Genomic DNA, 24,682 nt, shown 5'->3' on the forward strand with positions numbered 1-24,682 from the left:
CCGGAAGACGTCCCGCGCAAGCGCCCTGGCTGCGCACCGATGGGCATGGCAGCGCGGCCGCCGCTACTGGCGAGCTGGGTCGCCTGCCCGCCCGCCGCCCGCGCCCGCAGCATCCGGCTCATGCGAAGTGCCCCCAGAGCACCTCGAACTGCTGCGCGAACGAGCGCACCAGGTTGGGATCGTCGGTGACGACGAGATTCTCATCGTTGTGGGTGGTGGCGCTGCGCGTCCAGTTGAAGCTGCCGTTGGCCAGCAGGCACCCGTCGAACAGGGCGAACTTGTGGTGCATGTGGCTCGGGCCGGCATCCAGCCGCACCTCGACCCCGTGATCCACCAGCCGGGCGATATCGCTGCCGGTGTCGTACTGCTTGTCGTTGTCGCTGACCACCCGCACCCGTACGCCACGACGATGGGCGGCGATGATTTCGTCGGAAAGGCGATCGTCGGCGATGGTGAACACGCAGATGTCCAGTTCCCGTCGCGCAGCGCGCATCCGCCCGCACAGGTCGCGCAGGCAGTGCTCGCCGGGGGCGAACCACGCGCTGGATACCGTCGGCGCGGCCTGGCTGGCCGCATCAAGGGTCTTGATCACCTGTTCCAGCCAGCGCAGGGCTTCGAGCGCGTCGCCCGGCTGCGCGGCCACGATCTCCCGCACCATGTCGAAGCCGCGGTTGCGCAGGTAGCGGATGCGCGCCGGATCGATCTGCCGGCCGAGTTCGCGCAGCTCCGCCTTTTCCTCGCCGCTGAGCGTGAGGTCCTGTGCGCTGTCGCGCAGGGCGCGGTCCAATGCGGCGAAATCCATGGCGGGCGCCCTAGCGGGGGATCGGAGACTCGTCGAGGAAACGCCGGATCTGCGGCACCAGCGCCTCATGCCGGTCTTCCAGCACGTAGTGGCCGGCGTCTTCGAACGCCATGACCAGCGCGCGCGGCAGCGCCTCGCGAAAGCCCGCGAGGAAGTGGCGGTCGAACACGAAATCGCGCAGGCCCCAGCCGATGAAAGCGGGCCGATCGGCGAACTCGCGCAGCCGGCGCCCGACTTCGGCCAGCAGCGGCCAGGCACGATCGCCTTCGCGCAACGGGATGTCCTGCATGAAGCGCAGGGTGCTGATGGCGTTGGTCCAGCCGTCGTACGGCGCGATGTACGCGCGGCGCACGTCGGCCGCAAGCCTGCGGCGCGTCCCCAGCCAGGCCGCGCCGCGCGCGAACAGGTTGAAGCGGCGGATCGCCCAGCCGCCGAGCCGCGAGTCGCGCCCCAGCGACAGCTGCCAGGGCATTGGCTTGGCCGCCGGCAGCGGGAACGCCGCGGTGTTGGTGATCACCAGCCGCTTCACCTGCGCGGCATGCGACAGCGCCCAGCCGAAGCCGATCATCCCGCCCCAGTCGTGCACCGCCAGCGTCACCGGCCCGGCGATGCCGAGATGGTCGAGCAGCGCGGCCAGATCTTCGACGCGCGACTGCAGGGTGTACTCGTAGCGCGGCGAGGCAGCCGCCGTGTCGTCGGGCTTGTCGGACAGGCCCATGCCGACGTGGTCGGGGACGATGCAGCGGTAGCCCGCGCTCGCACCCGGCGTGCCGGACGCTGGGCCGCGCAGCCCGAGCACCAGGTGCCGCCAGTAGTAGCTCCACGACGGATTGCCATGCACCATGACGACCACCTCGCCGTCGCGCGGGCCCTCGTCCAGGTACGACATCGCGATGCCGGGCCGCACCTCGAAGCGCTGCGGCGTGAACGGGTAGTCGGGGAAGTCCATCGGCACCTGCACGAATGAAAAGGGCCGGCATGACCGGCCCTTGCGGAGTTCGAAGCGCGCCGGCTACCAGACCACTTCGGCCATCGAGCAGTTGAGCCCCGAACCGATCCCGAGCAGGGCGATCCGGTCGCCCTTCTTCAGCCGTCCGAGCTCGCGCAGCTTGGACAGCACGATCGGCACCGAGGCCGGGCCAATGTTGCCGTGCTCGCCGAAGATGGTCAGGACCTTCTTCGGGTCGATGCCCATCGCCTTGGTGAAGGCGGCGGTGTGCACCTTGCTGACCTGGTGGATGACGAACTCGTCCATTTCCTCCACCACCCAGCCCAGGGCCTGGCGCGCGGCAACGAAGGTCTTCTGCGCCAGCTTGACCCCTTCGATCAGCAGCGTGCGGGTATCGGTGACCATGCCGTCGAGGTTGCCGCGGCAGAGCTTGTTCCACTGCGTGGCCGCGCGGGTGACGCCGCCGCGGTAGCGCGGTGCGCCCGGGGCGAGCTCGGCGCGCGCCAGCACCATCGCCGCGGCACCCGAGCCCAGGGTCAGGGTGGCCAGTTCGTTGCGGAAGGCTTCCTCGGTGGAATCGGCGCGCATCATGCGCTCGAGGGTCTTTTCGTAGGCGAGGTCGGCGGTCTCGCCGTCGACCACCAGCGCGTAGTCGATCTCGCCGCGCTCGATCATGCGGCTGGCGATGTCCATGCCGTTGAGGAAGGCGAGGCAGGCGTTGGCGACGTCGAAGTTCTGGCACTCGTCGCCGAGGCCGAGGTTGCCGCTGACGATCGAGGCGGTGGACGGCTCGAGGTAGTCGCGGCTGACCGAGGTGTTGACCAGCAGGCCGACCTTGTCGGGGTCGATGCCGGCATCGGCCAGTGCCTTGACTCCGGCGAGCGTCGCCGCGTCGGAGGCCAGCATGCCTTCGTTCCACAGGTGGCGGGCGTGGATGCCCGCGACGTCCTGCAGCACGTCGGTCTTGATGCCGAGGCGGTCGAGGGTGGGCTTGAGGCGCGCGTTGATCTCGGCGCTGGAAAGCCGGCGCGGCGCGTCGATGTGGGCCAGGCCGGCGATGGCAACGTGTTGGAAAAGCATGGACTGGCCGCCGGAACGGGACAAAAGGGAACCCATGTTACCGGCTCCGGGGTCCTCTCGCACCCAATGTCCCGGGCCCGGGCGGGGAAATGGTCAGTTTCCGCAGCGCCAGGCGGCGAACTGCTGGTCGCCGTTGGCCGGCGGACCCAGCGGGCTGATGGTGTCGGCGCCGATCCCCGGGGCCTCGTTGCGGGCCAGGGTTTCGAGCTCCTCGCGCACCCTCAGGTCGTTGCGTTCATAGACCAGGGCCACCTTGTCGGCCACCGACACGCTGATGTCGCCGCGCTTCTCGCAGTTGGCCGGCGCGGTGGAGGCCACCTTCACCGCCGAGGCGCCGGGCGCCATGTGCACCCAGGTACAGCCGGACAGGCCGAGGGCAGCAGTGGCAATGGCGGCGACGAGCAGAATGCGCATGAACGGCTCCGGGCAGCGGGAAAACGGCATTGTGGGCAGGCCGGGCTGAATGCGGCAAGCCGCGAGCGCATTGCGGGAGCGCTTCAGCCGCGGATCGTTGCGGCTCCCTTTGCACTGCGGCGGCAGGCGGAGGGTTGGCGTGGGCGCCGAGCGAATTTCCCAAACGACGCCGGCGCCGACGCAACCCCTCCCCGGCCCTCCCCTGCCTTCGCAGGGGAGGGAGCAGAACGCAGCCCTATTTCTCGCCCTTCTCGCCTTCGTCCTTCGCGCCAGCGGTCGCGGCCACCGGCTTGCCGTCCGCGTCAACGATGCTGACTTCGCCCAGGCCCAGCGCGCGCACCGGCTGTTCGATCTTCTTCAGGTCGCCGACCACCACCCAGGTCAGCGCCTTGGGATCGATGGTGGCGGCCGCGGCCTGCACCTGGGCCGGCGTCAGCGACTCGACCTCGGCCTTGCGCCGGAACACGTAATCGTCCGGTCGGTCGAAGCGGACGATGCCGCCGATGGTCGCCAGCACCGAGCGCGCGGTTTCGTAGGCGCCGGGCAGGCCACGGATCTCGGTGGCCTTGATCTTCGACACCTCGGCGGCGGTCGCCGGCTTGCTGCCGTCGGCGTAGCCGTCGATCTCGGTGCGCATTTCCTTCAGCGAATCGACGGTGCGGTCGATCTGCACCGGCGCGTACGCCATCCACGGCCGCTGCCCGATCGCGCCGGACACGAAGCTGTAGGCGCCGTAGGCCCAGTGCTTGTCCTCGCGCAGGTTCATGTTCAGGCGCGAGGAGAACTGCCCGCCCAGCACGTCGTTGGCGATCTCGAACTCCACCGCCTTCGGATCCATCGTCGACGGCACCACTTCGCCGGCGAAGATGTTGGCCTGCACGGCGCCCGGCTGGTCGATCAGGAACACGCGCGGCGCGTCGGGACGCGCGACTTCCGGCACCGCGACCGCCTGCGGCGCGGCGCCTTCGCCCTTCCAGTCGCCGAAGTGCCTGTCGAGCACCGGCACGATGTCCTTGAGCGTGGTGTCGCCGACCACGATCACCGTGGCGTTTTCCGGTCGCAGCCAGGCGTGCTGGTAGGCGAGCAGGTCGTCGCGGCCGAGCGCGGCGATCGAGGCTTCGGTGCCGGTGCCGCTGAACGGGATCGCGTACGGATGGCCTTCGCCGTACAGCAGCGGTGGCAGCACGCGCATGGCGGCGCCGTTGGGGCTCGCCTTCTCCTGCTTGATGCCCGCGATCCAGCTCGCCTTGACCCGGTCGATCTCCTTCTGGTCGAAGCGCGGCTGGCGCAGCATCTTGGCGAACAGCGCCACCGACGGGTCGAGGTTCTCCTTCAGCGCCGACAGGTAGGCATTGCTGCCGTCGAGCGCGGCGGCGGCGCCGAGGCTGGCGCCGAGCGATTCGGCGCGGTCGCCGAACGCCAGCGAGTCTAGGTCGCCCGCGCCTTCGTCGAGCATGCCCATCGCGAAACTGGCCGCACCGAGCTTTGCCTTGGCATCGCTGGCCGAGCCGCCCTTGAACTCGTAGCTCATCTGCACCACGGGAATGTCGTGGCGCTCGGCGAGGATCACCTTCGAGCCGTTCTTCAGCGTCGCGCGCTGCAACTCGGGGAACTTCAGGTCGGGGAAGCTCGACGGCTCCGGCACGCCCTTGCTGCGATCGACGGTGCTGGCTTCGACGGTGTACTTCGGATCCACCGGCGGCAGCGTCATCGGCGCCGGCTTGGCGGCAGGCTCTTCGGCCAGCGCGGTGCGCTCGCCCGGCTCGACGACCAGGGTGTGGCTGCCCTCGCCGAGCCACTTGGCGCCGACCGCCTTGAGGTCGGCCGCGCTGGCGCCCTGGATGTTGGCCAGTTCCTCGCGGAAGCAGCCCGGGTCGCCTTCATAGATCGCGCACGAGGCCAGCGCGTCGGCCTTGCCGCCGAAACCGCCGATGCGCTCGATGCCGCGGATGAAGCCAGCGCGGAACATGGTCTTGGCCTGGTCCAGCTCGGCCTTGCTCGGGCCTTCCGCGACGAGCCTGGCGAGCTCTTCGTCGATGATCGCCTCCACCTTCGCCGGGTCCACGCCCTGCTTGACGGTGGCGATGACCATGAAGTTGGAGCCCAGCTGCGACGGGCCGACCATGGTACTGACGCTGTCGACCAGCTTGTCCTGGTGCAGCAGGCGCTTGTCCAGGCGCGACGACTTGCTGCCGCCGAGCAGTTGCGAGAACAGCTGCAACTGGTCGATGTCGGCGGTGCCGATCTGGGCCACGTTCCAGACCCGGTAGATGCGCGTCTGCGGCACCTTGTCCTGCATCACTTCGCGGGTGTCGGCCGGACGCTTGGCGACGTCCACCGGCGGCTGCGCCATGGTCGGGGTGGCCGGGATGTCGCCGAAATACTCGGCCACCTTCTTCTTCGCCGTGGCGACGTCGATGTCGCCGGCCAGCACCAGCACCGCGTTGTTGGGTCCGTACCAGGTGCGGAACCAGTTCTTGACGTCCTCGAGCGAGGCGGCGTTCAAATCGTTCATCGACCCGATCACGCTGTGGTGGTACGGATGGCCTTCCGGATACAGCGCGCGGCCGAGCTTCTCCCAGACCTGGCCGTAGGGCTGGTTCTCGCCCTGGCGCTTCTCGTTCTGGACCACGCCGCGCTGCTCGTCCAGGGTCTTCTGGTCGATCGCGCCGAGCAGATGGCCCATGCGGTCGGATTCCATCCACAGCGCCATGTCGAGGGCGGTGGTGGGCACGTTCTCGAAGTAATTGGTGCGGTCGGAGTTGGTGGTGCCGTTCATGTCCGTGGCGCCGGCCAGCTCGAACGGGTCGAAGAACTCGCCCGGATGGTTTTCCGAGCCGTTGAACATCAGGTGCTCGAACAGGTGGGCGAAGCCCGTGCGGCCGGCCGGTTCGTCCTTGCTGCCGACGTGGTACCAGATGTTCACCGCCACGATCGGGGCCTTGCGGTCGGTGTGCACCACCACGCGCAGGCCGTTGGGCAGGGTGAACGTCTCGTACGGAATGTCGACCGACGCGACGCGGCCGGCATCGGCGAACACCAGCCCCGGCGCGAAGCTGCCCCCGAGGGCGGTGGCCAGGGCGAGGCCGAGCACGGCGGCGCGGGGACGGCGGAGATTGGCAAGCGACATGGGCACTCCTGTGCGAGCGTGAAAGGCGGAATTGTCCCGCCCATCGTACCGGCTGTCCGGCAGCTGAACACTAGGCCACAAGTCGGGGCCGCAGGCTCACGGCGCTCGGGGAACGCGTGCCCAAGCCCGGGGCGCGCGCAGATCGGAGGCGCCGGTTGTTGCGATCCGGTACTGGATCAGCGCCCTCTGGGCGCGACAGCGCGATGTCCTTGGCGTGCCTGGAAGCAAAAGCCCTGGTCGAATCCAGGTCCAGGACGGCGCCAAGCGAACCAAGGCTGCGGTTGGCGCACCACCATCGCGACGTCCCGCCGTCGCGCCGACACGGCGCATGAACGCGAGGGCTGCCAGTCTCCCGGTCCATGGAAACCCGAACTTGCCTCGTTACCGGCGCCAACCGCGGCGTCGGCCTGGAATTCGTCCGCCAGCTCTTGGCCCGCGGCGACCGCGTGGTCGCCACCTGCCGTCAGCCCGGGCGCGCCACTGCCCTCAGCGGGCTGGCCGGTGAACACCCCGGTCGCCTGCACGTGCTGCCGCTGGACGTGGCCGATCCCAGATCCCACGCCGCGCTGGCCTCCGAGCTGCCGCTGGCGCTCGGCGACGACGGCCGCCTCGACCTGCTGGTCAACGGCGCCGGCGTGCTGCATTCGGGCGAGCGTTTCGGCAAGGTCACCGCCGCGATCCTCGAGGACAGCTTCCGGACCAACGCCGCCGGCCCCCTGCTGCTGACCCAGGCGCTGGCGCCGCTGCTGGCGGACGGCGCGCGGGTGGCGAACCTGTCCTCGGAGCTGGGTTCAATCACCGATGCGGGCCGCTTCGGCACGCCCAGCTACTGCATCAGCAAGGCCGCGCAGAACATGGCCAGCGTGCTGCTCGCCCATGCGCTGCGCGAGCGCGGGATGATCGTGGTGGCGCTGCACCCGGGCTGGGTGCAGACCGACATGGGCGGGCCGAACGCGACGGTGCCGGCGGAAGATTCGGTGCGCGGATTGTTGCAGGTGATCGATGGCCTCTCGCCCGAAGACAGCGGCAGCTTCCGCGACTGGCGGGGCGAAACCCTGCCCTGGTGAGGGGCAGCCTTCTCCGACTTGGGAGAATTGCAGGAGCGGCTTCAGCCGCGAGCTTTTACTTCTGCGCTCCCGCGTCGGAAGGAGATGGTGGCATTTCAACTTGATCCGACCGGCACCCCTCCCCTGCCTTCGCAGGGGGAGGGGGCAAACGCTCGCGGCTCAAGCCGCTCCTGCAAAAGCAGCACAAGTCCGCCCTGCGAGGCGATCAGCCCTCGCGCTATCCTCCCCACCCCGCGCCGTCGTCGGCGTTATGCGGCCGCAAGGCCGTATCAACGCCGACAGTCATCACGGCGCATCGCGCGGGGATCACCCTTGTTCGACGTCATCCTCCACCAGCCGGAAATCCCGCCCAACACCGGCAACGCGATCCGCCTGTGCGCCAACACCGGCGCGCGGCTGCACCTGGTGCGGCCGCTGGGCTTTGCGATCGATGATCGCCAGCTGCGCCGCGCGGGGCTGGACTACCACGAGTACGCGCGCGTGCAGGTGCACGATTCGCTGGCCGCCGCGCTCGAGGCGATTGCACCGGCGCGGCTATTCGCATTGAGCACCCGCGGCGCGCGGCGTTACGACGCCGCGCGCTTCGCGCAGGGCGACGCCTTCCTGTTCGGCAGCGAAACCGCGGGCCTGCCCGACGACGTGCTGGCCACCGTCCCGGAAGCGCAGCGCCTGCGCCTGCCGATGCGCCCGGACAACCGCAGCCTCAACCTGTCCAACGCGGTGGCGGTCGTGGTGTTCGAGGCCTGGCGGCAGCAGGGATTCGCTGGCAGCGAAGCTTGATCGTCGCCCCGCGTTATGCCGGCATCGCGGGCCTGGTAACCATCAGGCAGAAGATCACTCGCCCGCAGCAGCTAGCGTGTGACGCTCGGGCGTGCTCCACAGCGGCAGGGTCAAGGCGGTGTTCCTGGGTTCGCTCCGCGGTGGAGACCCGCGATTACGGCTGGCTGGCGCCGGCTGCGTCCGCGTCGGCGGGGCGGTTCGCGCCGTCCTCGGCGGTCCCGCTCGGCGCCGGCGCGTCGTCGCTGCCGGCCGGGCCGTCGACCGCCTGCTTCACGAACGCACCGTCGGCGCCCACCAGATGCCACTGGCCCCACTTGTCCGAAACGCCCTGGCCCGCGGTCGACGCAGCGCCCATGTCGCCGGCGTAGCGATACAGCGGGTTGCCGTCGTAGGTCAGCTGCAGGCTGCCGCCTTCGCGGGGCAGCGCGCCCAGCATGCCCGGCTGCATCCCGGGTGCCGACGATGGCCGCGAGGCATGCGCCACCAGGGGCGTCCCTATGCCGTGCTCGAACCCACGCGACGAACCGTGGATGTTCGTCCGCGTCGCGCAACTGCGCATCCGTGCGGCCTATCGCTTGCGCCTGGTCCGCTTCGGCGCCGCGCTCGCGTCGGCGCCCAGCAGGTCGCCGACCTGGTCCAGGTCCTGGCGGATGGCGTCGATGCCCTCCCAGGGGTGCGCTTTCCAGCGCTTCATCCGCCGCGGCGCGCTGTCGATGTCGAAGGCGGCGCCGCTCTTGACGCGACCCAGCTCGTCCCAGCGCAGCGGCATCGCCACCGGCGCACCGTCGCGTGCGCGCAGCGAGAACGACGCAACGCTGGTCGCGCCGCGGCCGTTGCGCAGGTAGTCGATGAAGATCTTGCCGGTCCTGAACTTCTTGGTCGCGGTGGCGACGAATTTCAGCGGCTCGGTCTGCGCCATGGCGTCGGCAAATCCGTGCGCGAACGGCTTGACCACGTCCCAGTCGCAGCCGGGATTCAACGGCAGCACGACGTGCAGGCCCTTGCCGCCCGAGGTGCGGACGAACGACGCGAGCCCCAGCTGTTCCAGCAGCCCGCGGATCTTGCGCGCCGCGTCGACCACATCCGCCCAGGCGACGTTGGGCCCGGGATCGAGGTCGAAGACGATCCGGTCGGCGCGATCAGGTGCATCCGCGTGCGCGCCCCAGGGATGGAATTCCAGCGCGTTGAACTGCACCAGCTCCATGACCGCGGCCGCATCGCGCACCACCAGGTAGTCGGCCTGGTTGCCCGCCTCTTCCTTGAGCTTCACCGCGTCCACGTTCTCGAGGCCGGCGGTGTGGTGCTTCTGGAAGAAGCAGGGACGACCCACGCCCTGCGTGCATCGCAGCAGCGACACCGGCCGCCCGGCGATTTCGGGCAGGAACCACTCCATCACGCTGCTGTAGTAGTCGGCGACCTGGCGCTTGGTGATGCCCTGGTCGGGATAGACGATGCGCGTCGGGCTGGTCAGCCGGAATTCCGCACGCCCCGGGTCTTCGTCCGGCGGATCGGCGGCGGTGGAGCGGTGCGCCGCTTTCTTCGTCGATGACTTCTTGGCGGCCTTCGCCGCTTTCGCCGCCTTCGAGGCCTTGGTCTTGCCTGCGGCCGCGGCGCGATCGGAATCGGCCAGGTCGCCGGGCGACTTGTCCGGCCGCAGCCCCTTCAGCGACGGCTGGCGCAGCAGTCCGCTGCCGCCGATGCCGCGGTAGAACACCTCGACCACGGCGGCGGGATCGAACCACTGCGCCGAGCGCAGGTCGGTGTCGTGCGGCGGCACGTGGACCGTTGGCTTGGTGGCCGCGTTCTTGCGGTCGAGCTTCTTGTCGATCTCGCGGATCAATTCGTCCGAGAAGCCGGAGCCGACGCGCCCGGCGTACGACCAGCCGTGCTTTGGATCGGGACGCGCCAGCAGCAGCGATCCGAAGCCGGTGCGGCTGCCCTTGGGCGCGGTGAACCCGACCACCGCGAACTCGTCGCTTGCCAGGCGCTTGGTCTTGCGCCATTCGTCGCTGCGACCGGGATGGTGCGGACGGTCGCCGCGCTTGGAAATGATGCCCTCGAACTGCTGGTCGCTGGCGAGCCTGTAGGCCTCCATGCCATCACCCGCAATGTGCGAACTGAAGGACAGGTGCGGGGGCGCCGACTCAAGGATCCTGCCGAGCAAACCCTTGCGCTCGACCAGCGGCGCGCGGGTGATGTCGACGCCATCGACGTGCAGCAGGTCGAACAGCACGTAGGCGAGCGAACCCTGGCGTTCGCCCGAGAGGGTGGCCTGCAGCAGGTTGAAGTCCTGGGTCACGCCGCGACCGGCGATGAGCTCGCCATCGAGCGCTGCCGATCCCAGGCCCAGCGCTGCCACCGCCGCGGTGATCTCCGGCACCTTGTCGGTCCATTCCAGCGCATTGCGCGACCACAGGCGCACCTGGCCGTCGACGACGGTCGCCACGATGCGGTAGCCGTCCCACTTGATTTCGTGCAGCCACTGCTCGCCTTCCGGGGGTGCCTCGCCGAGCTTTGCCAGCTGCGGTTCGAACGGATCCTGCTTGAGCTTTTCCTTCTTCGCGCCGGTCAGCTTTGTCGCGGCGGCGGCCCAGCTTTTCCGGCGCCGGCTTGGCAGCGCGACCGCGGCCAGGCCTTTCTTCGCCGCCTTGCCCTTGCCCGCGCGCCTGGCATCCTCGGCGGGCGGCGCGGCCACGTCGCCGAGCAGGTCGTCGGCCTCGATGGTGCCGGCGTACTCGTCCTTGTCCTTGAACAGGAGCCACTGCGGCTGCTTGGCGGGCTTCGCGGTGCGGACCAGGTGCCATCCGCCCTTGAGCTTCCTGCCGAACAGCTCGAAGCGCAGGTGCCCCTTGGCCAACTGCGCTTCGGCGTCGCCGTCGGTGGCCCAGACGCCGTTGTCGAACTGGGCGACGTGCCCGCCGCCGTACTGGCCCTTGGGGATCTCGCCTTCGAATCCGGCGTAGTCGACCGGGTGGTCCTCGACTTCGACCGCCATCCGCTTGACCTCCGGGTCGTACGACGGCCCCTTGGGCACCGCCCAGCTTTTCAGCGCATCGCCGACCTGCAGGCGGAAGTCGTAGTGCCGCCGGCTGGCGTGGTGCAGCTGCACGACGAACAGCGCGCGCTTTCCCTTCGGCAAGTTCTTGCCGGGCTCGGGCTCGCGCGTCTTCGAGAACTGCCGTTTGCGCCGGTACTCCGTCAGGCTCATCGCAAGGCTCCATCGCGGACGCCCGTTATGCGGCCGCCGCCGTATATGTCGCGTGCATAGGGCATTGCCCGCTGCACGGCCGTGCTGCATGGAAGTCGGCATGGACTCGGCCATGACAGCAAATGCGCTTGCACAAGCAGGGAAGCGAAGCCGCGTAACGGACGACGCGCCGGACGGCAGCAACTCCGCCGGAGGGGCGCGTGCAATGGCACGCCAATCAAGTTGCGTTGCAAAGAGCACGGGCCTGCGCAACTCGACATTGAAAGCACAGCGAACACATGCGCCGCGGACTCGATCGAGGTAGAAAAGTTCCTGTACTGTCAAGTTCAATATTCAGCCTGCGTTGCCGGCAGCCACGCAGAATGCGCGTCACCGGTTCAGGCGTCACCGTTTCCCCGACGGTCTCTCTCCCTCCCCTGGCGCCTGGCCGGCCCTTTGCACAACAACAAGATTCCAGAAGGGTCCCCCGAATGAAGAACTCCCTGATTGCCGCCGCATTGCTGGCGGTGCCGGCCTTTGCCATGGCCGCGAATGCCTCGGCTGCCGACGATGTCTCCTACAACTATGTCCAGGGCGGCTACACCGCCACCAACGGCGACGGCAACGTCGATGCCGACGGCTGGGCGATCGACGGCTCGGTTGCCGTGCATCCCAATTTCCACCTGTTCGGTGGCTTCAACCAGCAGGAAATCGAAGACACCAACATCGACGTCGACCAGTGGCGCGCCGGCGTGGGCTACAACCACGAGATCTCGCCGAAGGCCGACCTGCTGACCCGCATCGCCTACGAGAAGTTCGATGCCGGCAGCAACCTGGACTTCGACGGCTACAGCGTCGAAGCCGGCGCCCGCGCCTCGCTGACGCGCAACCTGGAAGGCTATGCGCTGGCCGGCTACGAAAGCTACGACAGCGACGGCCTGCTCGAGGACGACAGCAACTTCTATGGCCGCCTCGGCGCGCAGTGGAAGTTCAACCAGAACTGGGGCGTCAGCGGCGACGTCAAGTTTTCCGACGGCGATACGCAGTGGTTCGTCGGGCCGCGCCTGACCTGGTAACCGCCGCGTCATCTCCCGGCGATATCGTTTCAACCGCGATCGATCTCTCTCCCCGCATCGCGACCGGCCCGGCCAGAAATGGCCGGGCTTTTTTATGCCCGTGTTGCTGCCAGCCGCGGGCTTTTGGGCCCTACTTCTTTCAGCCGGCGGAGATTGGGAGGGGTGGCCGCGGTTCGCGGTGCGCCGGAAGACGCTCTCTTCCGCTGCCTTTGCCGGAGCCAAGCTAACGAGATCACGCGCCGCGGTATCCGCGCGCAGGTGACTGGTGCCTGCGCGAGGGGCGACTACGCTGCCGGGTATTCGGCCTTCTGTTCCCGCGACAGCAGGCGCTGCAGCGCTTCGGTCGGCGTGATGTCGCCGTGCAGGACGGCGCGCACGTTCTCGGAGATCGGCAGCTCCACGCCGTGGCGTTCGGCCAGTCGCATCACTTCGTTCGCGGTCTGCACCGATTCGACGACCTGGCCGATTTCGCGCACCGCGTCGTCGAGACTCTGGCCGCGGCCGAGCGCGAGGCCCAGGCGGCGATTGCGCGACAGGTCGCCGGTGCACGTCAGCACCAGGTCGCCCAGGCCGGCCAGGCCCATCAGCGTTTCGGCGCGACCGCCGATCGCGGCGTTGAGCCGCAGCATTTCGTTGAGGCCGCGGGTAATCAGGCCGGTGCGGGCGTTGAGACCGAGCCCCATGCCATCGGCGGCGCCGGTGGCCACCGCCAGCACGTTCTTCATCGCCCCGCCCAGTTCGGCGCCGCGCATGTCGCTGCCGGTGTAGGCGCGGAACTCGGGACCATGCAGCACGTCGGCGACCTGCTGCACGAACGCGGCGTCCTCGCCCTGCACGGTCAGCGCGGTCGGCAGCCCGAGGGCGACCTCCTTGGCGAAAGAGGGGCCGGTGACCACGGCCAGCGGCACGTCGGCCCCGAGCACCTCAGCGGCGACTTCGTGCAGGAATCGGCCGGATCCGGGCTCGAATCCCTTGGCCGCCCACGCCACGCCGGCATGCGCCGGACGCAGCGGCGCGAGCGCGCGCAGGGTTTCGGTGAACGCATGGGATGGCACGACCACCAGCACCAGGTCCGCGCCGCGCATCGCGGCGGCCAGGTCGGTGGTGGCGCGCAGGCCCGCGGGCAGGGCGATCCCGGGCAGGTAGCGCGGGTTTTCGTGGCGCTGGTCGATCGCTTCGGCGACCGCCGCGTCGCGCCCCCACAGCACGGTGGGATGGCCGTGGCGGGCGATCAGCGCGGCCAGCGCGGTGCCCCAGGAGCCCGCGCCCAGCACGCTGACCGATGGTGCTACCGCCATGGCGTTCAGGCGTTGCCGGCGGGTTCGCTGCTGGCGAGGTCGCCGTCGCCGCCCTTGGCCTGCTGCTCGGCGCGCTGGCGCAGGCTTTCGGCGTACAGCGCTTCGAAGTTGATCGGCTGCAGCAGGAACGGCGGGAAGCCGCCGGCCTGGATCAGGTCGCCGATGGTCTGGCGCACGTACGGATACAGGATGTTCGGGCAGTGGGTGCCGAGGATGGCATCGAGCGCGGCATCGTCGAAGCCGTTGAGGCCGAACACGCCGGCCTGCTGCACTTCGGCAAGGTAGGCGGTCTTGTCTTCGCCCAGGGTGCAGGTCAGGGTGACGCCGAGCACGACTTCGAAGGCGTTCTCGTTCAGGCGCTGCACGCGCTGGTTGAGGTTCATCTGCAGCTGCGGCTGGACCTGCTCGTTGAACACGGCCGGCGCGCCCGGAGCCTCGAACGACACGTCCTTGACATAGATCTTCTCGACGCTGAACTGCGGGCCGTTGGACACGGGCGCTGCGGTGCCGTTGCTGACGGGTTGGTCGGACATCGTGGAACTCCGGCTGGAAGGAACGTACGGGAAAAGAGGCCGATTATGGCATGGCGGTCCGGCGCGCCCGGCGGCGACCGGCCTGCTGGCTCAGCCCTTGGCGCGGCCCTTGGCCAGCGGCAGGTCGGCCTGTTGCCAGCCGCCGATGCCGCCGTCGAGCACGTGCACATGCTCGAAGCCGGCCTTCTTCAGGCGCTTGGCGGCGGTGCCCGCGGTCTGGCCGGTCTTGCACACCAGCACCACCGGCAGCGCCTTGGCGGGCGCGAGCTGCTTGCTCTCCGGATCGAACTGGCTCATCTGCACGTTCTTCGAGCCGGGGATGTGGCCCTTCTCGAAATCGGCGGCCGGGCGCAGGTCGACGACCAGCGCGTTGTCGCGATTGACCAGCGCGGTCAATCCGGCCGGACGCAGGACCCGGTAGCCGCGGAACAGCTGCGCGACCTCGTTGGCGATGATGGCGAGGGTCAGGCCGACCAGGGCGATCGACAGCAGTTGGTGGCGGCCGGCAAAGGCCAGCAGTTCTTCGAAATTCACGGGATCGACGCGTTCAGGCCGGGAACTGGCGGGCGGCGATTGTCGCACAGGCTCCGCCGTCGCCCTCCCCTGCCACGCAGGGCGAGGCTGGAAGAAGTGCCCACGGTTCGCGGGGCTGCTGGAGGTCGGCCACGCCGACCGCTCGCGTCGAGGCGGGAGGGGAACCAACGGCCCGGGGGCCGGAAGTCCTCTACAAACGGGCGCGTCCTGCGGCTATTCGCCGCTCCACAGGTCCGGCAGGCCATTCATCTGCCACCAGGCCTTGGCTTCGGCGTCGTAGTGCCAGCGCTCGGTGTAGCGCATGCCGCGCTCGGTCATGGTGTGCTTGTTGATCACGCCCAGGTCGATCTCGCGGACCACGTCGCCGTCCGGCAGGGTCTGCGTGCCGAGGTCGTGGTAGCGGGAAATGCCGACGTGCTTGTAGCGTTCGAATTCGACCGGCGTCATCGGATGGGCCTGGCGATACGCGCTGTCGACCAGGTTCCAGGCGCCCTCGAAGTCGCCCCAGCGGATCGCCGCCGACCACGCGTACTGGGCCTCGTGCAGCTTGTCGGCCTGGCCGCCGGTGCTGGCGCAGCCCATGGCCAGCAGCGCGAAGGCAACGGCCAGCCACCAGTGCTTCAACATCCGCATCGCGTCTCTCTCCCGGGGTCGGCGTGGCGCCAAGGGTAGCAACCCGCGACTCAGCCGTGCTTGCGCAGGATCGCGACGTAGCGCGCGCGGAACGTCGTGGCAACGCCGCCGCCGGGCAGCGGCACGGTCGCGACCAGCGTGGTGCGGGCGCGACCGCGCCCGCGCAGCGTGGCGATGAAATCGTCCCATGAAGCGCCCTGCGCGATCCGCGCCTGCGCGCGCAGATCGCCGAACAGCGGCGCCAGGTAGCGCACCTCGCTGTCGGCCACGAACACGTCGGCCTCCAGCCCGGCCTGCTGTACGTGCAGCGTCGCCAGGCCCCACGACGCCAGGGTGAGCAGCGACACCAGGCTGCCGCCGAAGGCGCAGCCCTTGTCGTTGACGTGCAGCGCCAGCGGCGCTTCGAGCGTCAGTGCGTCGCCGTCATAGCCGGCGATCCGCAATTGCATCGCCGCCACCGGCGGCATCGCCTGGTAATGGGCGTCGAGCGCGCGCAGGGGGTGTTCGAATTGCAACGGCGTGGTCCTCGGCTGGAAGGCGGTGGGCCGCCGGAAAGCGCGCTCGCGAAGGCTTGCGGCCACCACGGCGACCGCCCAAGCTTGCCCGATGCGCGACCGATCTTCCTCTCCAGCGGCACTGGCCGGATGCTACGTCATCTCGCTGCGCCCGGTCGGCGGGCACGCGGCGATCCGGCGCATGGCGGCCGCACGCGGCGCGCACGTGCTGGCGCTTTCGCCGTGGCGACTGGTGCTGCGCGACGATGCCGTGGCCCGGGCCGAGCTGCGCGCGGCACTGGGCGCCGACAAGGTCCTGGCGACCAGTCCGGCGGCAGCGCGCGCCGCGCGCGCGCTGCAACCGCTGCGGCGGCGACGCGGACAGCAGTGGTTTGCGGTTGGCACCGGCACGGCCGCGGCGCTGCGCCGCGCCGGGATCGAAGAGGTCGCCGCGCCCGAGCGGATGGACAGCGAAGGCCTGCTCTCGATGCCAGGCCTGCGCGATGTGCGTGGCAGCGCGATCGGACTGCTCACCGCCCCGGGCGGGCGCGGCCGGATCGTGCCGGCACTGCAGCGGCGCGGCGCCCGGGTGCTGCGGGCCGATGTCTATGCACGCGTGCCGATCGCGCCGTCGCCGCGCGCGGTCGCGGCGTTGCGCGCCCTGACGGCCCCGGCCTGGCTGCTGCTGAGCAGCGGCGAAGCGCTGGCGCACCTGTTCGACACGCTGCCCGGCGATGCCGCCGCCGCACTGCGCCGCGCGCGCGTGGTCGCGGCCAGCGAGCGGCTCGCGCGGCAGGCGGAAGGGCACGGCTTTGCCGTCATCGCGGTCGCGGCAAGCGCGCGCCCACGCGACCTGCTCGATGCCGCCGCAACGGCGGCGGCCGCGCCCCGGAATCGGCGCTGATCCGATAGCATTTACGCCTTCCCCGACGATCGTCGCCCCCTGGCCGCACGCCTTGAGCATTCCCTCTCCCACTCCCGCCGCGGGCCGTCGCGGGAGTACGGCCCTGGCCTGGTTCGTCGCGCTGCTGGCGCTCGCCGCCGGCGGCTGGTTCGCCTGGCACGGGTGGCAGGCGCGCTCGCAGCGCGCGCTCGAGATCGAGGCCCAGACCACGCAGCGCCTCGGCGCGCTGGAACAGCGCATCGACGCGCTCCGCCAGGACCAGCGCGCGCAAGCGCAGCGGCTGCAGCAGGCGTCCTCCACCAACCGCGTGCTGCGCGACGAACTGCTCGGCATCGGCCAGCGCGCCGCGCTGCTCGAGGACAGCATCTCCGCGCTCGCCGATCCCGATCGCAACGGCGCGCAGGCGCTGCGCCTGGACGAACTCGAACTCGTGCTCGGCCTGGCGCAGCAGCGCCTGCGCCTGGCCGGCGACCTCGACGGCGCGCGCCGCGGCTACGCGCTGGCGACCAGCCTGCTCGACGGGATCCACGATCCGGCCTGGCTCGGCCTGCGCCAGGCCCTGGTGCAGGAGCGCAGCGCGCTCGAAGCGCTGGGCGACGATCCGCGCGCGATCGCCGCCGGCCGCCTGCAGGCGTTCGCGGCCTCGCTGCCGGCCTTGCCGATCACGACCGCCGCGCGCGACGACGTCACGCTGCCCTGGTGGCGACGCGCCTTCGCACGCATCATCGACGTGCGCCATGCCGACGCCGCGGTGGCGATCGAGCCCGGCGACCGCGCCGCCGGACTGGCCGCGCTGCAGCTCGAACTCACTTTGGCCCAGGCGGCGGTCGAACGGCGCGACCGCGCCGGGTACCGCGATGCGCTGGCACGCGCCGAGGGCTGGACAACGCGACTGTGGCCGGATTCGCCGCAGCTGCGCGAACGCCGCGCGCGCCTGCGCGCACTGCGCGGACTGTCGCTGGCGATCGAACTGCCGACGCTGGGCACCACGCTGGAACAACTCCGGTCGATGCGCGCGGGCACGCGCTGACGCGCGAGTCCGGACGCGTTCAGCCAGCCGATACCGGGTTCACGCGGCGCGCGGTAGGGTACCGGCACACACGGAGGGCGTGCGATGAACCTGTTCCGCAACCTGCTGTTCTGGATCGTGCTGGCGCTGGTCGGCGCGCTGCTGGCGCAACTGCTGCTGGCCGACCCCGGCTACGTGCTGGTGCGCTACCGCGGCATGGACTACACCACCACCGTCGCGGCGGGGCTGCTGATCCTGGTCGGCGTGCTGTTCGCGCTGTGGCTGGTGTGGAAGCTGGTCACGCTGCCGCTGCGCGCCTGGCGCGGGCACCGCGACAGGCAGTCTCGCGCGCGCCTCGGCGGCGGCCTGGAAGCGCTGCACCACGGCCACTACGCGCGTGCGCAGAAGCTGCTCGAACAGGCCGCGGTGGATGACGAAGCGGCCGCCGGGGTTGCCCGGAGCGCTGCGGCGCAGGCGGCCCTGGCGCGCGGCGACGCGGCGGCGGCGCGCGCGCAGGTCGAGGCGTTGGGCGAAGCCCACGCGGCCTCTCGCGCGATCACCGCCGCCGAAATCGCACTGGCCGACGGTCGCCCCACCGATGCGCTGGTCGCGCTCGATGCACCGGCCGCGCAGCCGCTGCCACCGCGCGGCCTGGCGCTGCGCGCCGAAGCCCTTGCCGTGTCCGGCCAGGGCGCGCAGGCCTACGGCATGCTCGGCCCGATGCGCCAGCAGCAGGCGCTGCCCGAATCGCGCCTGTCGGAGCTGGAAACGCGCTGGGCGGAGGCTGCGCTGCGCGAGGCCGGCGACGCCAACGTGCTCGCCGAGCGCTGGGAGTCCCTGCCCAAGCCGCTGAAATCGGAGCCGCGGGTGGTGATCGCCTACGCCGACCGCGCCGCCGACCTGCGCTGGGAGGATGCGTCGGCCAGGAGCATCGAGCAGGCGCTCGACGCGCGCTGGGACGAACGCCTCGCCGCGCGTTACGGTACCTTGCCGATCGCGCGCCTGGAGCAGCGCCGCGGCAACGCCGAGCGCTGGCTGCAGGCCCATCCGGCCAGCCCCGCGCTGCTGCTCACCCTCGCCCGCGTGGCGCGCGCGCAGGGGCAGTGGCCGGCGGCGCACGACTACCTGCACCGCGCTTTGGCGCAGGGCGCCGGCAGCGAGGCGTGGGAGGAATTCGGCCACGGCTTCGCCCATGCCGGCGACGATGCCAGCGCCCGCATCGCCTACGCCAACGCATTGCGCGCCGCGCGCGGCGAGGCGGTGGAGGAACTGCCAGGCCGCGACCTGCGGCAGAAGATCTACGACGAGGCGGTGATCGAGGAACGCGACGAACACGGCATGCCGCGGCTGCGTGAGTAGCGCTTGCCCGGGCTCGAATCCGTGTCCTTGTGGGAGCAGCTTCAGCCGCGAGCTTTTCAATCGACGCCCGCGACACCGTCGCCAGCAGGACGATCGCGTCAAGCGCTCGCGGCTGAAGCCGCTCCCACAACCGTTTGCCCTGCATCGTCGATGGGCCTGCTTGCATGACCCTGCCCCGCTCCCTCGATCCCGCCGACCTGCGCCACTCGCTGCCCGGATTCGCGCGCTGGTTCCGCTACCCGTTGCACGCTGACGACTTCCACCCGCTGCGCGCCAGCGATGACGCGGGTGCACGCCTGCTCGGCTACTACGCCGCCAAGCCGCTGTACGGAAAAATCGACGCGCGCGGCCGCGTGGACAGGAGCGCCGGCTTCAACGGCGAAGTAGTCGCGGTGTTCCTGCCCTCACCGGCGCGCTCATGGCGTCGCGCGCGGCTGATCCGCACGCGCATGCCGCGCCATCGTGTCCGCCGCGCCGACGGCACCCGCAACTGGCCCGCGATCCGGCGCGCGGCCGAAGTTGCGATCCGCCGCAGCCGGTAGCTGCTGAGGCCAATTGTGCGAAGAAGCGGCGGCGATTTCGCGCCACGTCGCAACGATATCGGTGACGATGATTCCGGTCCGGCGCGCCGGGCGAAGCTAAGATTGGTCGATTGGCTGGTCTGGAGAGGGACATGACGCAGGGATTCGCGCATCGCCTTGCACCGTTGCTCGGCTGCTTGCTGGCCGCCTGCAGCGCGCAAACGAATTCACAGGAGAACACCATGGGACTGGACCCCGCCACCGCCGCCTACCAGCAGTACGGCTACAACGACCACCCGGTCGAAGCCCGCCTCGGACCGCACCGCTACCTGATCCCTGCCAACTATTTCCGCGACCAGATCGGTCCCGACTTCCAAGGCAACTTCAGCCTGCTGGTGCAATGGCCCGACCTGCAGCCGCTGCCGCCAGGCGAGCGTTCGAAACAGGACATGGAGGCGTTTGCGAAGCAGATCACGATAGTGCCGCACTATGTCGACCGGGTGCCGCTCGAAACCAGGCTTGAGGCTTCGCTGCACCATCCTTGGGCCAATGAAAACGATCCCACGGTCGCACTGGAGCTGCGCGATCGGATGCCGGGCGTGTTCGACCTCACCCCTTATCGCGTCAACGGCGACCGGTTCCTCGCCTACCAGCAACAGCAGGAAAAGCTGCTCGGCATCCCGTCCGGCGCAAAGCTGGAGGACACCCGGGACTGGTACATCGCGCGTGATGCAGACGGCAGGCCGACCACGGTCATCAAGTGCGATTCCCAGTTGCGACCCGACGGCTACATCATTCAAGGCGAGCAGCTGCTGCCCGACGGTGACTGGACGTCGGGTTGCGACCACATGATCGTGATCCCGGAGGACAAGCTTCGAATCTCGATCGGCTATCGACGCGTCTTCCTGAAGGACTGGAAGAAAATCGAGCAGCGCGCGCGGGACCTGTTCGCGCAGTACCGCGCCCGCTGACCTCAGGGATCACAGGAGTAGACCATGGAAGGGCTCAACCAGCAGGACATCGAAATCCTCGGCTTCTATGCCGAGAAGGGAAATCGCGAGCTTTACCGGAATTACCTGTCCCAGCACGAAGGCAACGATGGCTACGGCCTGCTCGCGCTTGGTGTCGTGCGCAATGACAGCATGCCCGGGTCGGTTGCCAACAATTTTGCGCAGAACCACGCCCTCCGACACGACGATCGCGTGCTCAGCGAACGGGAGTGGGAACGGTTCGGTATCGACTTGATCCGAAGAGACTTCGAGCGTCGCGTCGAACATTTTGCCGACGGGCGGCCCGACCTGGCGCTCAACCTGGCTGTCCGGGACATTCAGTACGCACACGATACGTCCTTCGAGAACGCCCGCATCGATCCCAACGCCTGGACCCCGCGCCAGCTGCTCGAAGCCGCGCGCCGGCAGGGTGGCGAGCAAGCCGCCGAAGGCGTCTGGCATGGAATGCTCGACAACAACACGCTGGGGCTCGGGCTGGGCATCGGCCGCGCCGGCATCACCCTGGGCGACATCGTGCGCTACGACGACGACCAGCTGCCTGCCCTGCGCTACACGGGCGCGCTGGCCGGTGCCAGCGTGATGGCCTCACAGGACCGCCCCACGACCGATCCCGGCGTGGTTGGCGGGGCCAGCTTCTATTACCTGTACGACGACCGCGCGCGCGAATGGTCGAGCGTCGCCGCCGGTGGCGGCATGGGCGGGCCGGTGATTCGCCGCGTCACCGACCCGGAACGGGTCGCCGAACTCGACGACACGCGCGCCCTGCGCCTGGAGCGGCAGGAGAAGGCCGGGCAGTTCCACCCGCTCGATCCTGCCCGCGAACGCGGAATTTCCGAAAGTCCGTGGACATTGGCCGATGCCGGAACGCCTTCGCAGACTAAGCGAATCGCAACGTCCGACCCCATGCGCCCCGACCACCCCGATCATCGCCTGTACCTCGGCAGCCGCGACGCCGTGCACCGGCTCGACGCCTCGCTCGGCCGCGGGCCGGACCAGCACAGCGAGAACATGATCGCCAGCCTCGCCTGCCTTGCGCGGCGCAGCGGCCTGGAGCGCATCGACCACGTCGTGCTCGGCGAGCAGACCAGGGCGCTGCGGCCGGGCGAGCACGTGTTCGTGGTCCAGGGCCGGCTCGACGACCCGGCCCATGTCCGTGCGCACATGAAAACGCAGCTCGCCGTGGACACGCCCGCAGCGGATTCGTTGCGGGAGCTGCAGGCGTTCGACCGGGCCGCGCGGCAGGCCCGGACGCAGCAGCAGGCGCAGGCGGAATCGCTCGAGCATGGCGCGTCCGCACAGCAGCGCGCAGCGCCGATGCAGATGGGCTGATACCTGGCCTGGGCCTGGCAGACCCGCCAGGCTCGCGGCTGCAGCCGCTCCCACGAGCGCGCGCGGGGCGGACTGCCCGCAGGCAGCGCTCAGCGCTCGAGGATCGCCACCACGCCCATGCCGCCTGCCGTGCAGATCGAGATCAGGCAGCGACCACCTCCGCGCTGCTGCAGCTCCTTCGCGGCGGTGGCGACGATGCGCGCGCCGGTCGCGGCGAACGGATGGCCGGTCGCGAGCGAGGAGCCGTTGATGTTGAGCTTGGCGGGGTTGATCTTCCCCAGCGGGGCGTCGAGGCCGAGCCGGGACTTGCAGTACTCCTCGCTCTCCCACGCGCGCAGCGTGCACAGCACCTGCGCGGCGAACGCCTCGTGGATCTCGTACAGGTCGAAATCCTGCAGGGTCAGGCCATTGCGCGCGAGCATCTCGGGCACGGCGATGGTCGGCGCCATCAGCAGGCCCTCGCCGTGGACGAAATCCACCGCGGCGGTCTGCGCGTCGCGGAGATGGCACAGCACCTCGTGGCCGTGCGCTGCCGCCCACTCATCCGTGGACAACAGGCAGGCAGCGGCGCCGTCGGTGAGCGGGGTCGAGTTTCCGGCAGTCAGCGTGCCACGGCCGGAAACCTTGTCGAAGGCCGGCTTCAGCGTGGCGAGCTTCTCGATCGAGGTATCGGCGCGCAGGACGTTGTCGCGCGAGACACCGCGGAAGCTGACCACCAGGTCGTCGAAGAAGCCGCGGTCGTAGGCGGCGGCGAGCTTGTGGTGCGAGGCAACGGCGAGCTCGTCCTGCGAGTCGCGCGAGATGTTCCACTCCTTGGCCATGTCCTCGCAGTGGTCGCCCATCGACTTGCCGGTGCGCGGCTCGGCCACGCCGGGAAACTCGGGCTTGAGCTCGCGGAAGTGGAAGCCCTTGAACGCAGCGAGCTTGTCGCGCGTGGTCTTGCCGCGCGCGGCCTCCAGCAGCCGGCGACGCAGCTTCTGTCCATAGACGATCGGCACGTCGGACGTGGTGTCCGAGCCACCGCCCACGCCGGCCTCGATCTGGCCGGCGGCGATCTTGTTGCCGATCATGACCAGCGCGTCGAGCGAGGTGCCGCAGGCGCGCTGCAAGGTGATGCCCGGGGTCAGCGGGGACAGGCCCGAGGACAGCGTGGCCTCGCGTCCCAGGTTCCAGTCGCTCGGGTGCTTGATCACCGCGCCCATCGCCACTTCGCCCAGCTGCTGCCCGTGGAGCCCGAACTTCTCGACCAGCGCACCGAGCGTGCGCACCGACATGCCGAGGTTGCCGACGTCGGAATAGGCCGTGTTCTGGCGACAGAAGGGGATGCGGACGCCGCCGAGGACGGCGACGGGACGGCCATGGAGCATCGGGATTGCCTCGTTGCGGGCCTGCCAGCGTGGCGGGCCATAATGGAATGAGTCTAGCGCCGTGACCGTGCACGGCCAATCATGAGCAGGCGATGAGCGAAAAGATTCTGCATGTCCTCGGTGCGCTGGCACTGGAGCTGACCCCTGGCAGCAGCGCCTCGCGCGACGCGCTGCCGCAAAGCGAGGCCGGCGAGCTGGGCGCGGCGATCGCGCGCGACCTGGCCCGCTTCTCGCCGGAGGCCGCGGCGCTCGACCTGACCACCGCCGGCGCCCACTACGACCCGGTTGAACTGCTGCGCCCGGGCTGGCCCATCCACCGCGAGCTCGATCAGCTTGGCGCGCGCGCACCCGGCGGCGGCAGCGGCGGTGCTCGCATCATCGCCTTCGGCAGCCACGACGGCCGCCTGCCGGGCGCACTGTCGCCATCGGCGGATTACGCCGGAGGCCCGCTGCGGCTGGTGCCCTGGTCGCTGGCCGGCAGCGCCGACACCGTGCGCGACGTCGGCGATGCCTGCGAACGCGACCTGATGGAACGCGGCATGGCCGGCGCCGACACCGCGCTGCTGGCGCAGGAAGCGTTCGACCTGCAGGTCGAACACGCGCGTTACCTGACCATGCACGACCTGTGCGCGCTGATGGCGATGCAGTACGACCACGCTGGCCTCGCGCCGCTGTGGCCGGTGGTGGAAACCGCGCTGCTGTCGCCCGACCGCGATGCCTGGCTGGACGCGCCGCCCGAGCCGTTGCTGCACTACACCGACCACGAGGCGCGCATTGCCCTGCTGACGCCCAACGCCTGGCGCGCGCGCAATGGGGAGTCGGTCGCCGATGGCGGCGACCGCGACGACGAACGCCTGCAGCGCAGGTTTGCCCACTATGAGGCGCGGCAGCGCCAGTTCGCCGCGGTGCTGCGCGCGCACGGCGTGGCGGTGACGTTCGCGCATTGCCAGGGCGACCCGGTGGGCGAGCTTTAGGATCACCCCGCCGTCCGCGTCGACAGACAGGCAGACAGGGAGGCTCTGCGTTTGGCTCAGCCATGAGGGCGAGCTTGGCCGTTCGGCCTTTGCACTGCGCTGGCGATGAGACGGGGTTTGGCTTCTCTCCCTGCGAAGGCAGGCTCCTGCCGACAGGGATGCGCTGGATCCCGCGCGACTGTCCGACAGCGGCGCTGGATGCAGGGCATCTTTCCCACCCCGCCTGTCGGCG

Annotated in this window: 24 protein-coding genes; 10 read left to right on the plus strand and 14 right to left on the minus strand. The window is 69.9% G+C overall.

Annotation, left to right across the window (positions count from 1 at the left end; all coding sequences use genetic code 11):
• Positions 1–118 precede the first annotated feature (118 nt).
• The 5 genes from ACFOM9_RS10035 to ACFOM9_RS10055 all read right to left on the minus strand — a co-directional run bounded on the left by ACFOM9_RS10035 (position 119) and on the right by ACFOM9_RS10055 (position 6,375).
• Positions 119–802 carry a phospholipase D-like domain-containing protein gene (locus ACFOM9_RS10035; RefSeq protein WP_386709784.1) on the minus strand — a complete coding sequence of 228 codons (684 nt, stop codon included), beginning with the start codon at positions 800–802 and terminating at the stop codon, positions 119–121.
• A 10-nt stretch (positions 803–812) separates the two neighbouring features.
• Positions 813–1,751 (minus strand): alpha/beta fold hydrolase, encoded by a 939-nt coding sequence (locus ACFOM9_RS10040; RefSeq protein ID WP_386709786.1) that lies wholly within the window; start codon positions 1,749–1,751, stop codon positions 813–815.
• A 63-nt stretch (positions 1,752–1,814) separates the two neighbouring features.
• Positions 1,815–2,831, minus strand: coding sequence for a 3-oxoacyl-ACP synthase III (locus ACFOM9_RS10045; RefSeq protein ID WP_386709789.1), 1,017 nt, complete (start codon positions 2,829–2,831; stop codon positions 1,815–1,817).
• A gap of 93 nt (positions 2,832–2,924) precedes the next feature.
• Positions 2,925–3,245, minus strand: a complete 321-nt coding sequence (locus tag ACFOM9_RS10050; protein ID WP_386709792.1) for a DUF4156 domain-containing protein — start codon at positions 3,243–3,245, stop codon at positions 2,925–2,927.
• A gap of 235 nt (positions 3,246–3,480) precedes the next feature.
• Positions 3,481–6,375, minus strand: a complete 2,895-nt coding sequence (locus tag ACFOM9_RS10055) for a M16 family metallopeptidase (protein WP_386709795.1) — start codon at positions 6,373–6,375, stop codon at positions 3,481–3,483.
• A gap of 359 nt (positions 6,376–6,734) precedes the next feature.
• Here ACFOM9_RS10055 and ACFOM9_RS10060 point away from each other — a divergent pair, with 359 nt between their 5' ends.
• Both ACFOM9_RS10060 and ACFOM9_RS10065 read left to right on the plus strand, forming a co-directional pair.
• Positions 6,735–7,442: an SDR family oxidoreductase gene (locus tag ACFOM9_RS10060; RefSeq protein WP_386709798.1), complete on the plus strand. Its 708-nt coding sequence runs from the start codon at positions 6,735–6,737 to the stop codon at positions 7,440–7,442.
• Positions 7,443–7,754: 312 nt separating this feature from the next.
• Positions 7,755–8,222, plus strand: a complete 468-nt coding sequence (locus tag ACFOM9_RS10065) for a tRNA (cytidine(34)-2'-O)-methyltransferase (RefSeq protein ID WP_386709800.1) — start codon at positions 7,755–7,757, stop codon at positions 8,220–8,222.
• 154 nt (positions 8,223–8,376) lie between these two features.
• On the opposite strand, the gene ACFOM9_RS10070 is transcribed toward ACFOM9_RS10065, so the two are convergent.
• Together ACFOM9_RS10070 and ligD are read right to left on the minus strand one after the other, a co-directional pair.
• Positions 8,377–8,670 carry a hypothetical protein gene (locus tag ACFOM9_RS10070; protein WP_386709803.1) on the minus strand — a complete coding sequence of 98 codons (294 nt, stop codon included), beginning with the start codon at positions 8,668–8,670 and terminating at the stop codon, positions 8,377–8,379.
• Positions 8,671–8,790: 120 nt separating this feature from the next.
• On the minus strand, positions 8,791–11,430 hold the full coding sequence (gene ligD / locus ACFOM9_RS10075; RefSeq protein ID WP_386709806.1) for a DNA ligase D: 2,640 nt from the start codon (positions 11,428–11,430) through the stop codon (positions 8,791–8,793).
• A 470-nt stretch (positions 11,431–11,900) separates the two neighbouring features.
• On the opposite strand from ligD, the gene ACFOM9_RS10080 reads away from it, so the two are divergent.
• Positions 11,901–12,485, plus strand: a complete 585-nt coding sequence (locus ACFOM9_RS10080) for an outer membrane beta-barrel protein (protein ID WP_386709809.1) — start codon at positions 11,901–11,903, stop codon at positions 12,483–12,485.
• A gap of 284 nt (positions 12,486–12,769) precedes the next feature.
• Here ACFOM9_RS10080 and ACFOM9_RS10085 read toward each other — a convergent pair whose 3' ends face one another.
• The 5 genes from ACFOM9_RS10085 to ACFOM9_RS10105 all read right to left on the minus strand — a co-directional run bounded on the left by ACFOM9_RS10085 (position 12,770) and on the right by ACFOM9_RS10105 (position 15,998).
• Positions 12,770–13,783 carry an NAD(P)H-dependent glycerol-3-phosphate dehydrogenase gene (locus tag ACFOM9_RS10085; protein ID WP_386709812.1) on the minus strand — a complete coding sequence of 338 codons (1,014 nt, stop codon included), beginning with the start codon at positions 13,781–13,783 and terminating at the stop codon, positions 12,770–12,772.
• A 5-nt stretch (positions 13,784–13,788) separates the two neighbouring features.
• Positions 13,789–14,316, minus strand: a complete 528-nt coding sequence (secB, locus tag ACFOM9_RS10090; RefSeq protein ID WP_386709815.1) for a protein-export chaperone SecB — start codon at positions 14,314–14,316, stop codon at positions 13,789–13,791.
• 90 nt (positions 14,317–14,406) lie between these two features.
• A complete protein-coding gene (locus ACFOM9_RS10095) occupies positions 14,407–14,850 on the minus strand; it encodes a rhodanese-like domain-containing protein (protein WP_386709818.1) in 444 nt (147 codons plus the stop codon).
• Positions 14,851–15,063: 213 nt separating this feature from the next.
• The gene (locus tag ACFOM9_RS10100) at positions 15,064–15,483 is read right to left on the minus strand and encodes a hypothetical protein (protein ID WP_386709821.1); all 420 of its coding nucleotides are present in this window, start codon (positions 15,481–15,483) and stop codon (positions 15,064–15,066) included.
• A gap of 50 nt (positions 15,484–15,533) precedes the next feature.
• The gene (locus tag ACFOM9_RS10105) at positions 15,534–15,998 is read right to left on the minus strand and encodes a YiiD C-terminal domain-containing protein (RefSeq protein WP_386709823.1); all 465 of its coding nucleotides are present in this window, start codon (positions 15,996–15,998) and stop codon (positions 15,534–15,536) included.
• A 91-nt stretch (positions 15,999–16,089) separates the two neighbouring features.
• On the opposite strand from ACFOM9_RS10105, the gene ACFOM9_RS10110 reads away from it, so the two are divergent.
• From ACFOM9_RS10110 to ACFOM9_RS10130, 5 genes are all read left to right on the plus strand, one after another.
• Positions 16,090–16,881 carry a uroporphyrinogen-III synthase gene (locus tag ACFOM9_RS10110; protein ID WP_386709826.1) on the plus strand — a complete coding sequence of 264 codons (792 nt, stop codon included), beginning with the start codon at positions 16,090–16,092 and terminating at the stop codon, positions 16,879–16,881.
• A gap of 58 nt (positions 16,882–16,939) precedes the next feature.
• Entirely contained in the window at positions 16,940–17,911 is a 972-nt protein-coding gene (locus ACFOM9_RS10115; RefSeq protein ID WP_386711006.1) for a hypothetical protein, read from the plus strand.
• 84 nt (positions 17,912–17,995) lie between these two features.
• Positions 17,996–19,249, plus strand: a complete 1,254-nt coding sequence (locus ACFOM9_RS10120; RefSeq protein ID WP_386709829.1) for a heme biosynthesis HemY N-terminal domain-containing protein — start codon at positions 17,996–17,998, stop codon at positions 19,247–19,249.
• A gap of 164 nt (positions 19,250–19,413) precedes the next feature.
• Positions 19,414–19,791 carry a hypothetical protein gene (locus tag ACFOM9_RS10125; RefSeq protein ID WP_386709832.1) on the plus strand — a complete coding sequence of 126 codons (378 nt, stop codon included), beginning with the start codon at positions 19,414–19,416 and terminating at the stop codon, positions 19,789–19,791.
• Between the two features lie 221 nt (positions 19,792–20,012).
• The gene (locus tag ACFOM9_RS10130) at positions 20,013–20,741 is read left to right on the plus strand and encodes a hypothetical protein (RefSeq protein WP_386709835.1); all 729 of its coding nucleotides are present in this window, start codon (positions 20,013–20,015) and stop codon (positions 20,739–20,741) included.
• A 9-nt stretch (positions 20,742–20,750) separates the two neighbouring features.
• On the opposite strand, the gene ACFOM9_RS10135 is transcribed toward ACFOM9_RS10130, so the two are convergent.
• Positions 20,751–21,221 (minus strand): hypothetical protein, encoded by a 471-nt coding sequence (locus ACFOM9_RS10135; RefSeq protein WP_386709838.1) that lies wholly within the window; start codon positions 21,219–21,221, stop codon positions 20,751–20,753.
• 3 nt (positions 21,222–21,224) lie between these two features.
• Between ACFOM9_RS10135 and ACFOM9_RS10140 the strand changes: the two genes are divergently transcribed.
• Positions 21,225–22,109, plus strand: coding sequence for an XVIPCD domain-containing protein (locus tag ACFOM9_RS10140; RefSeq protein ID WP_386709841.1), 885 nt, complete (start codon positions 21,225–21,227; stop codon positions 22,107–22,109).
• 89 nt (positions 22,110–22,198) lie between these two features.
• On the opposite strand, the gene ACFOM9_RS10145 is transcribed toward ACFOM9_RS10140, so the two are convergent.
• Positions 22,199–23,476 (minus strand): acetyl-CoA C-acetyltransferase, encoded by a 1,278-nt coding sequence (locus ACFOM9_RS10145; RefSeq protein ID WP_386709844.1) that lies wholly within the window; start codon positions 23,474–23,476, stop codon positions 22,199–22,201.
• A 92-nt stretch (positions 23,477–23,568) separates the two neighbouring features.
• On the opposite strand from ACFOM9_RS10145, the gene ACFOM9_RS10150 reads away from it, so the two are divergent.
• On the plus strand, positions 23,569–24,450 hold the full coding sequence (locus tag ACFOM9_RS10150) for a hypothetical protein (RefSeq protein ID WP_386709847.1): 882 nt from the start codon (positions 23,569–23,571) through the stop codon (positions 24,448–24,450).
• The last annotated feature ends 232 nt before the right edge of the window (positions 24,451–24,682 follow it).

Origin of the sequence: Luteimonas notoginsengisoli, assembly GCF_042648885.1 — a bacterium.
In the GTDB taxonomy this organism is placed as follows: Bacteria; Pseudomonadota; Gammaproteobacteria; order Xanthomonadales; family Xanthomonadaceae; genus Luteimonas; species Luteimonas notoginsengisoli.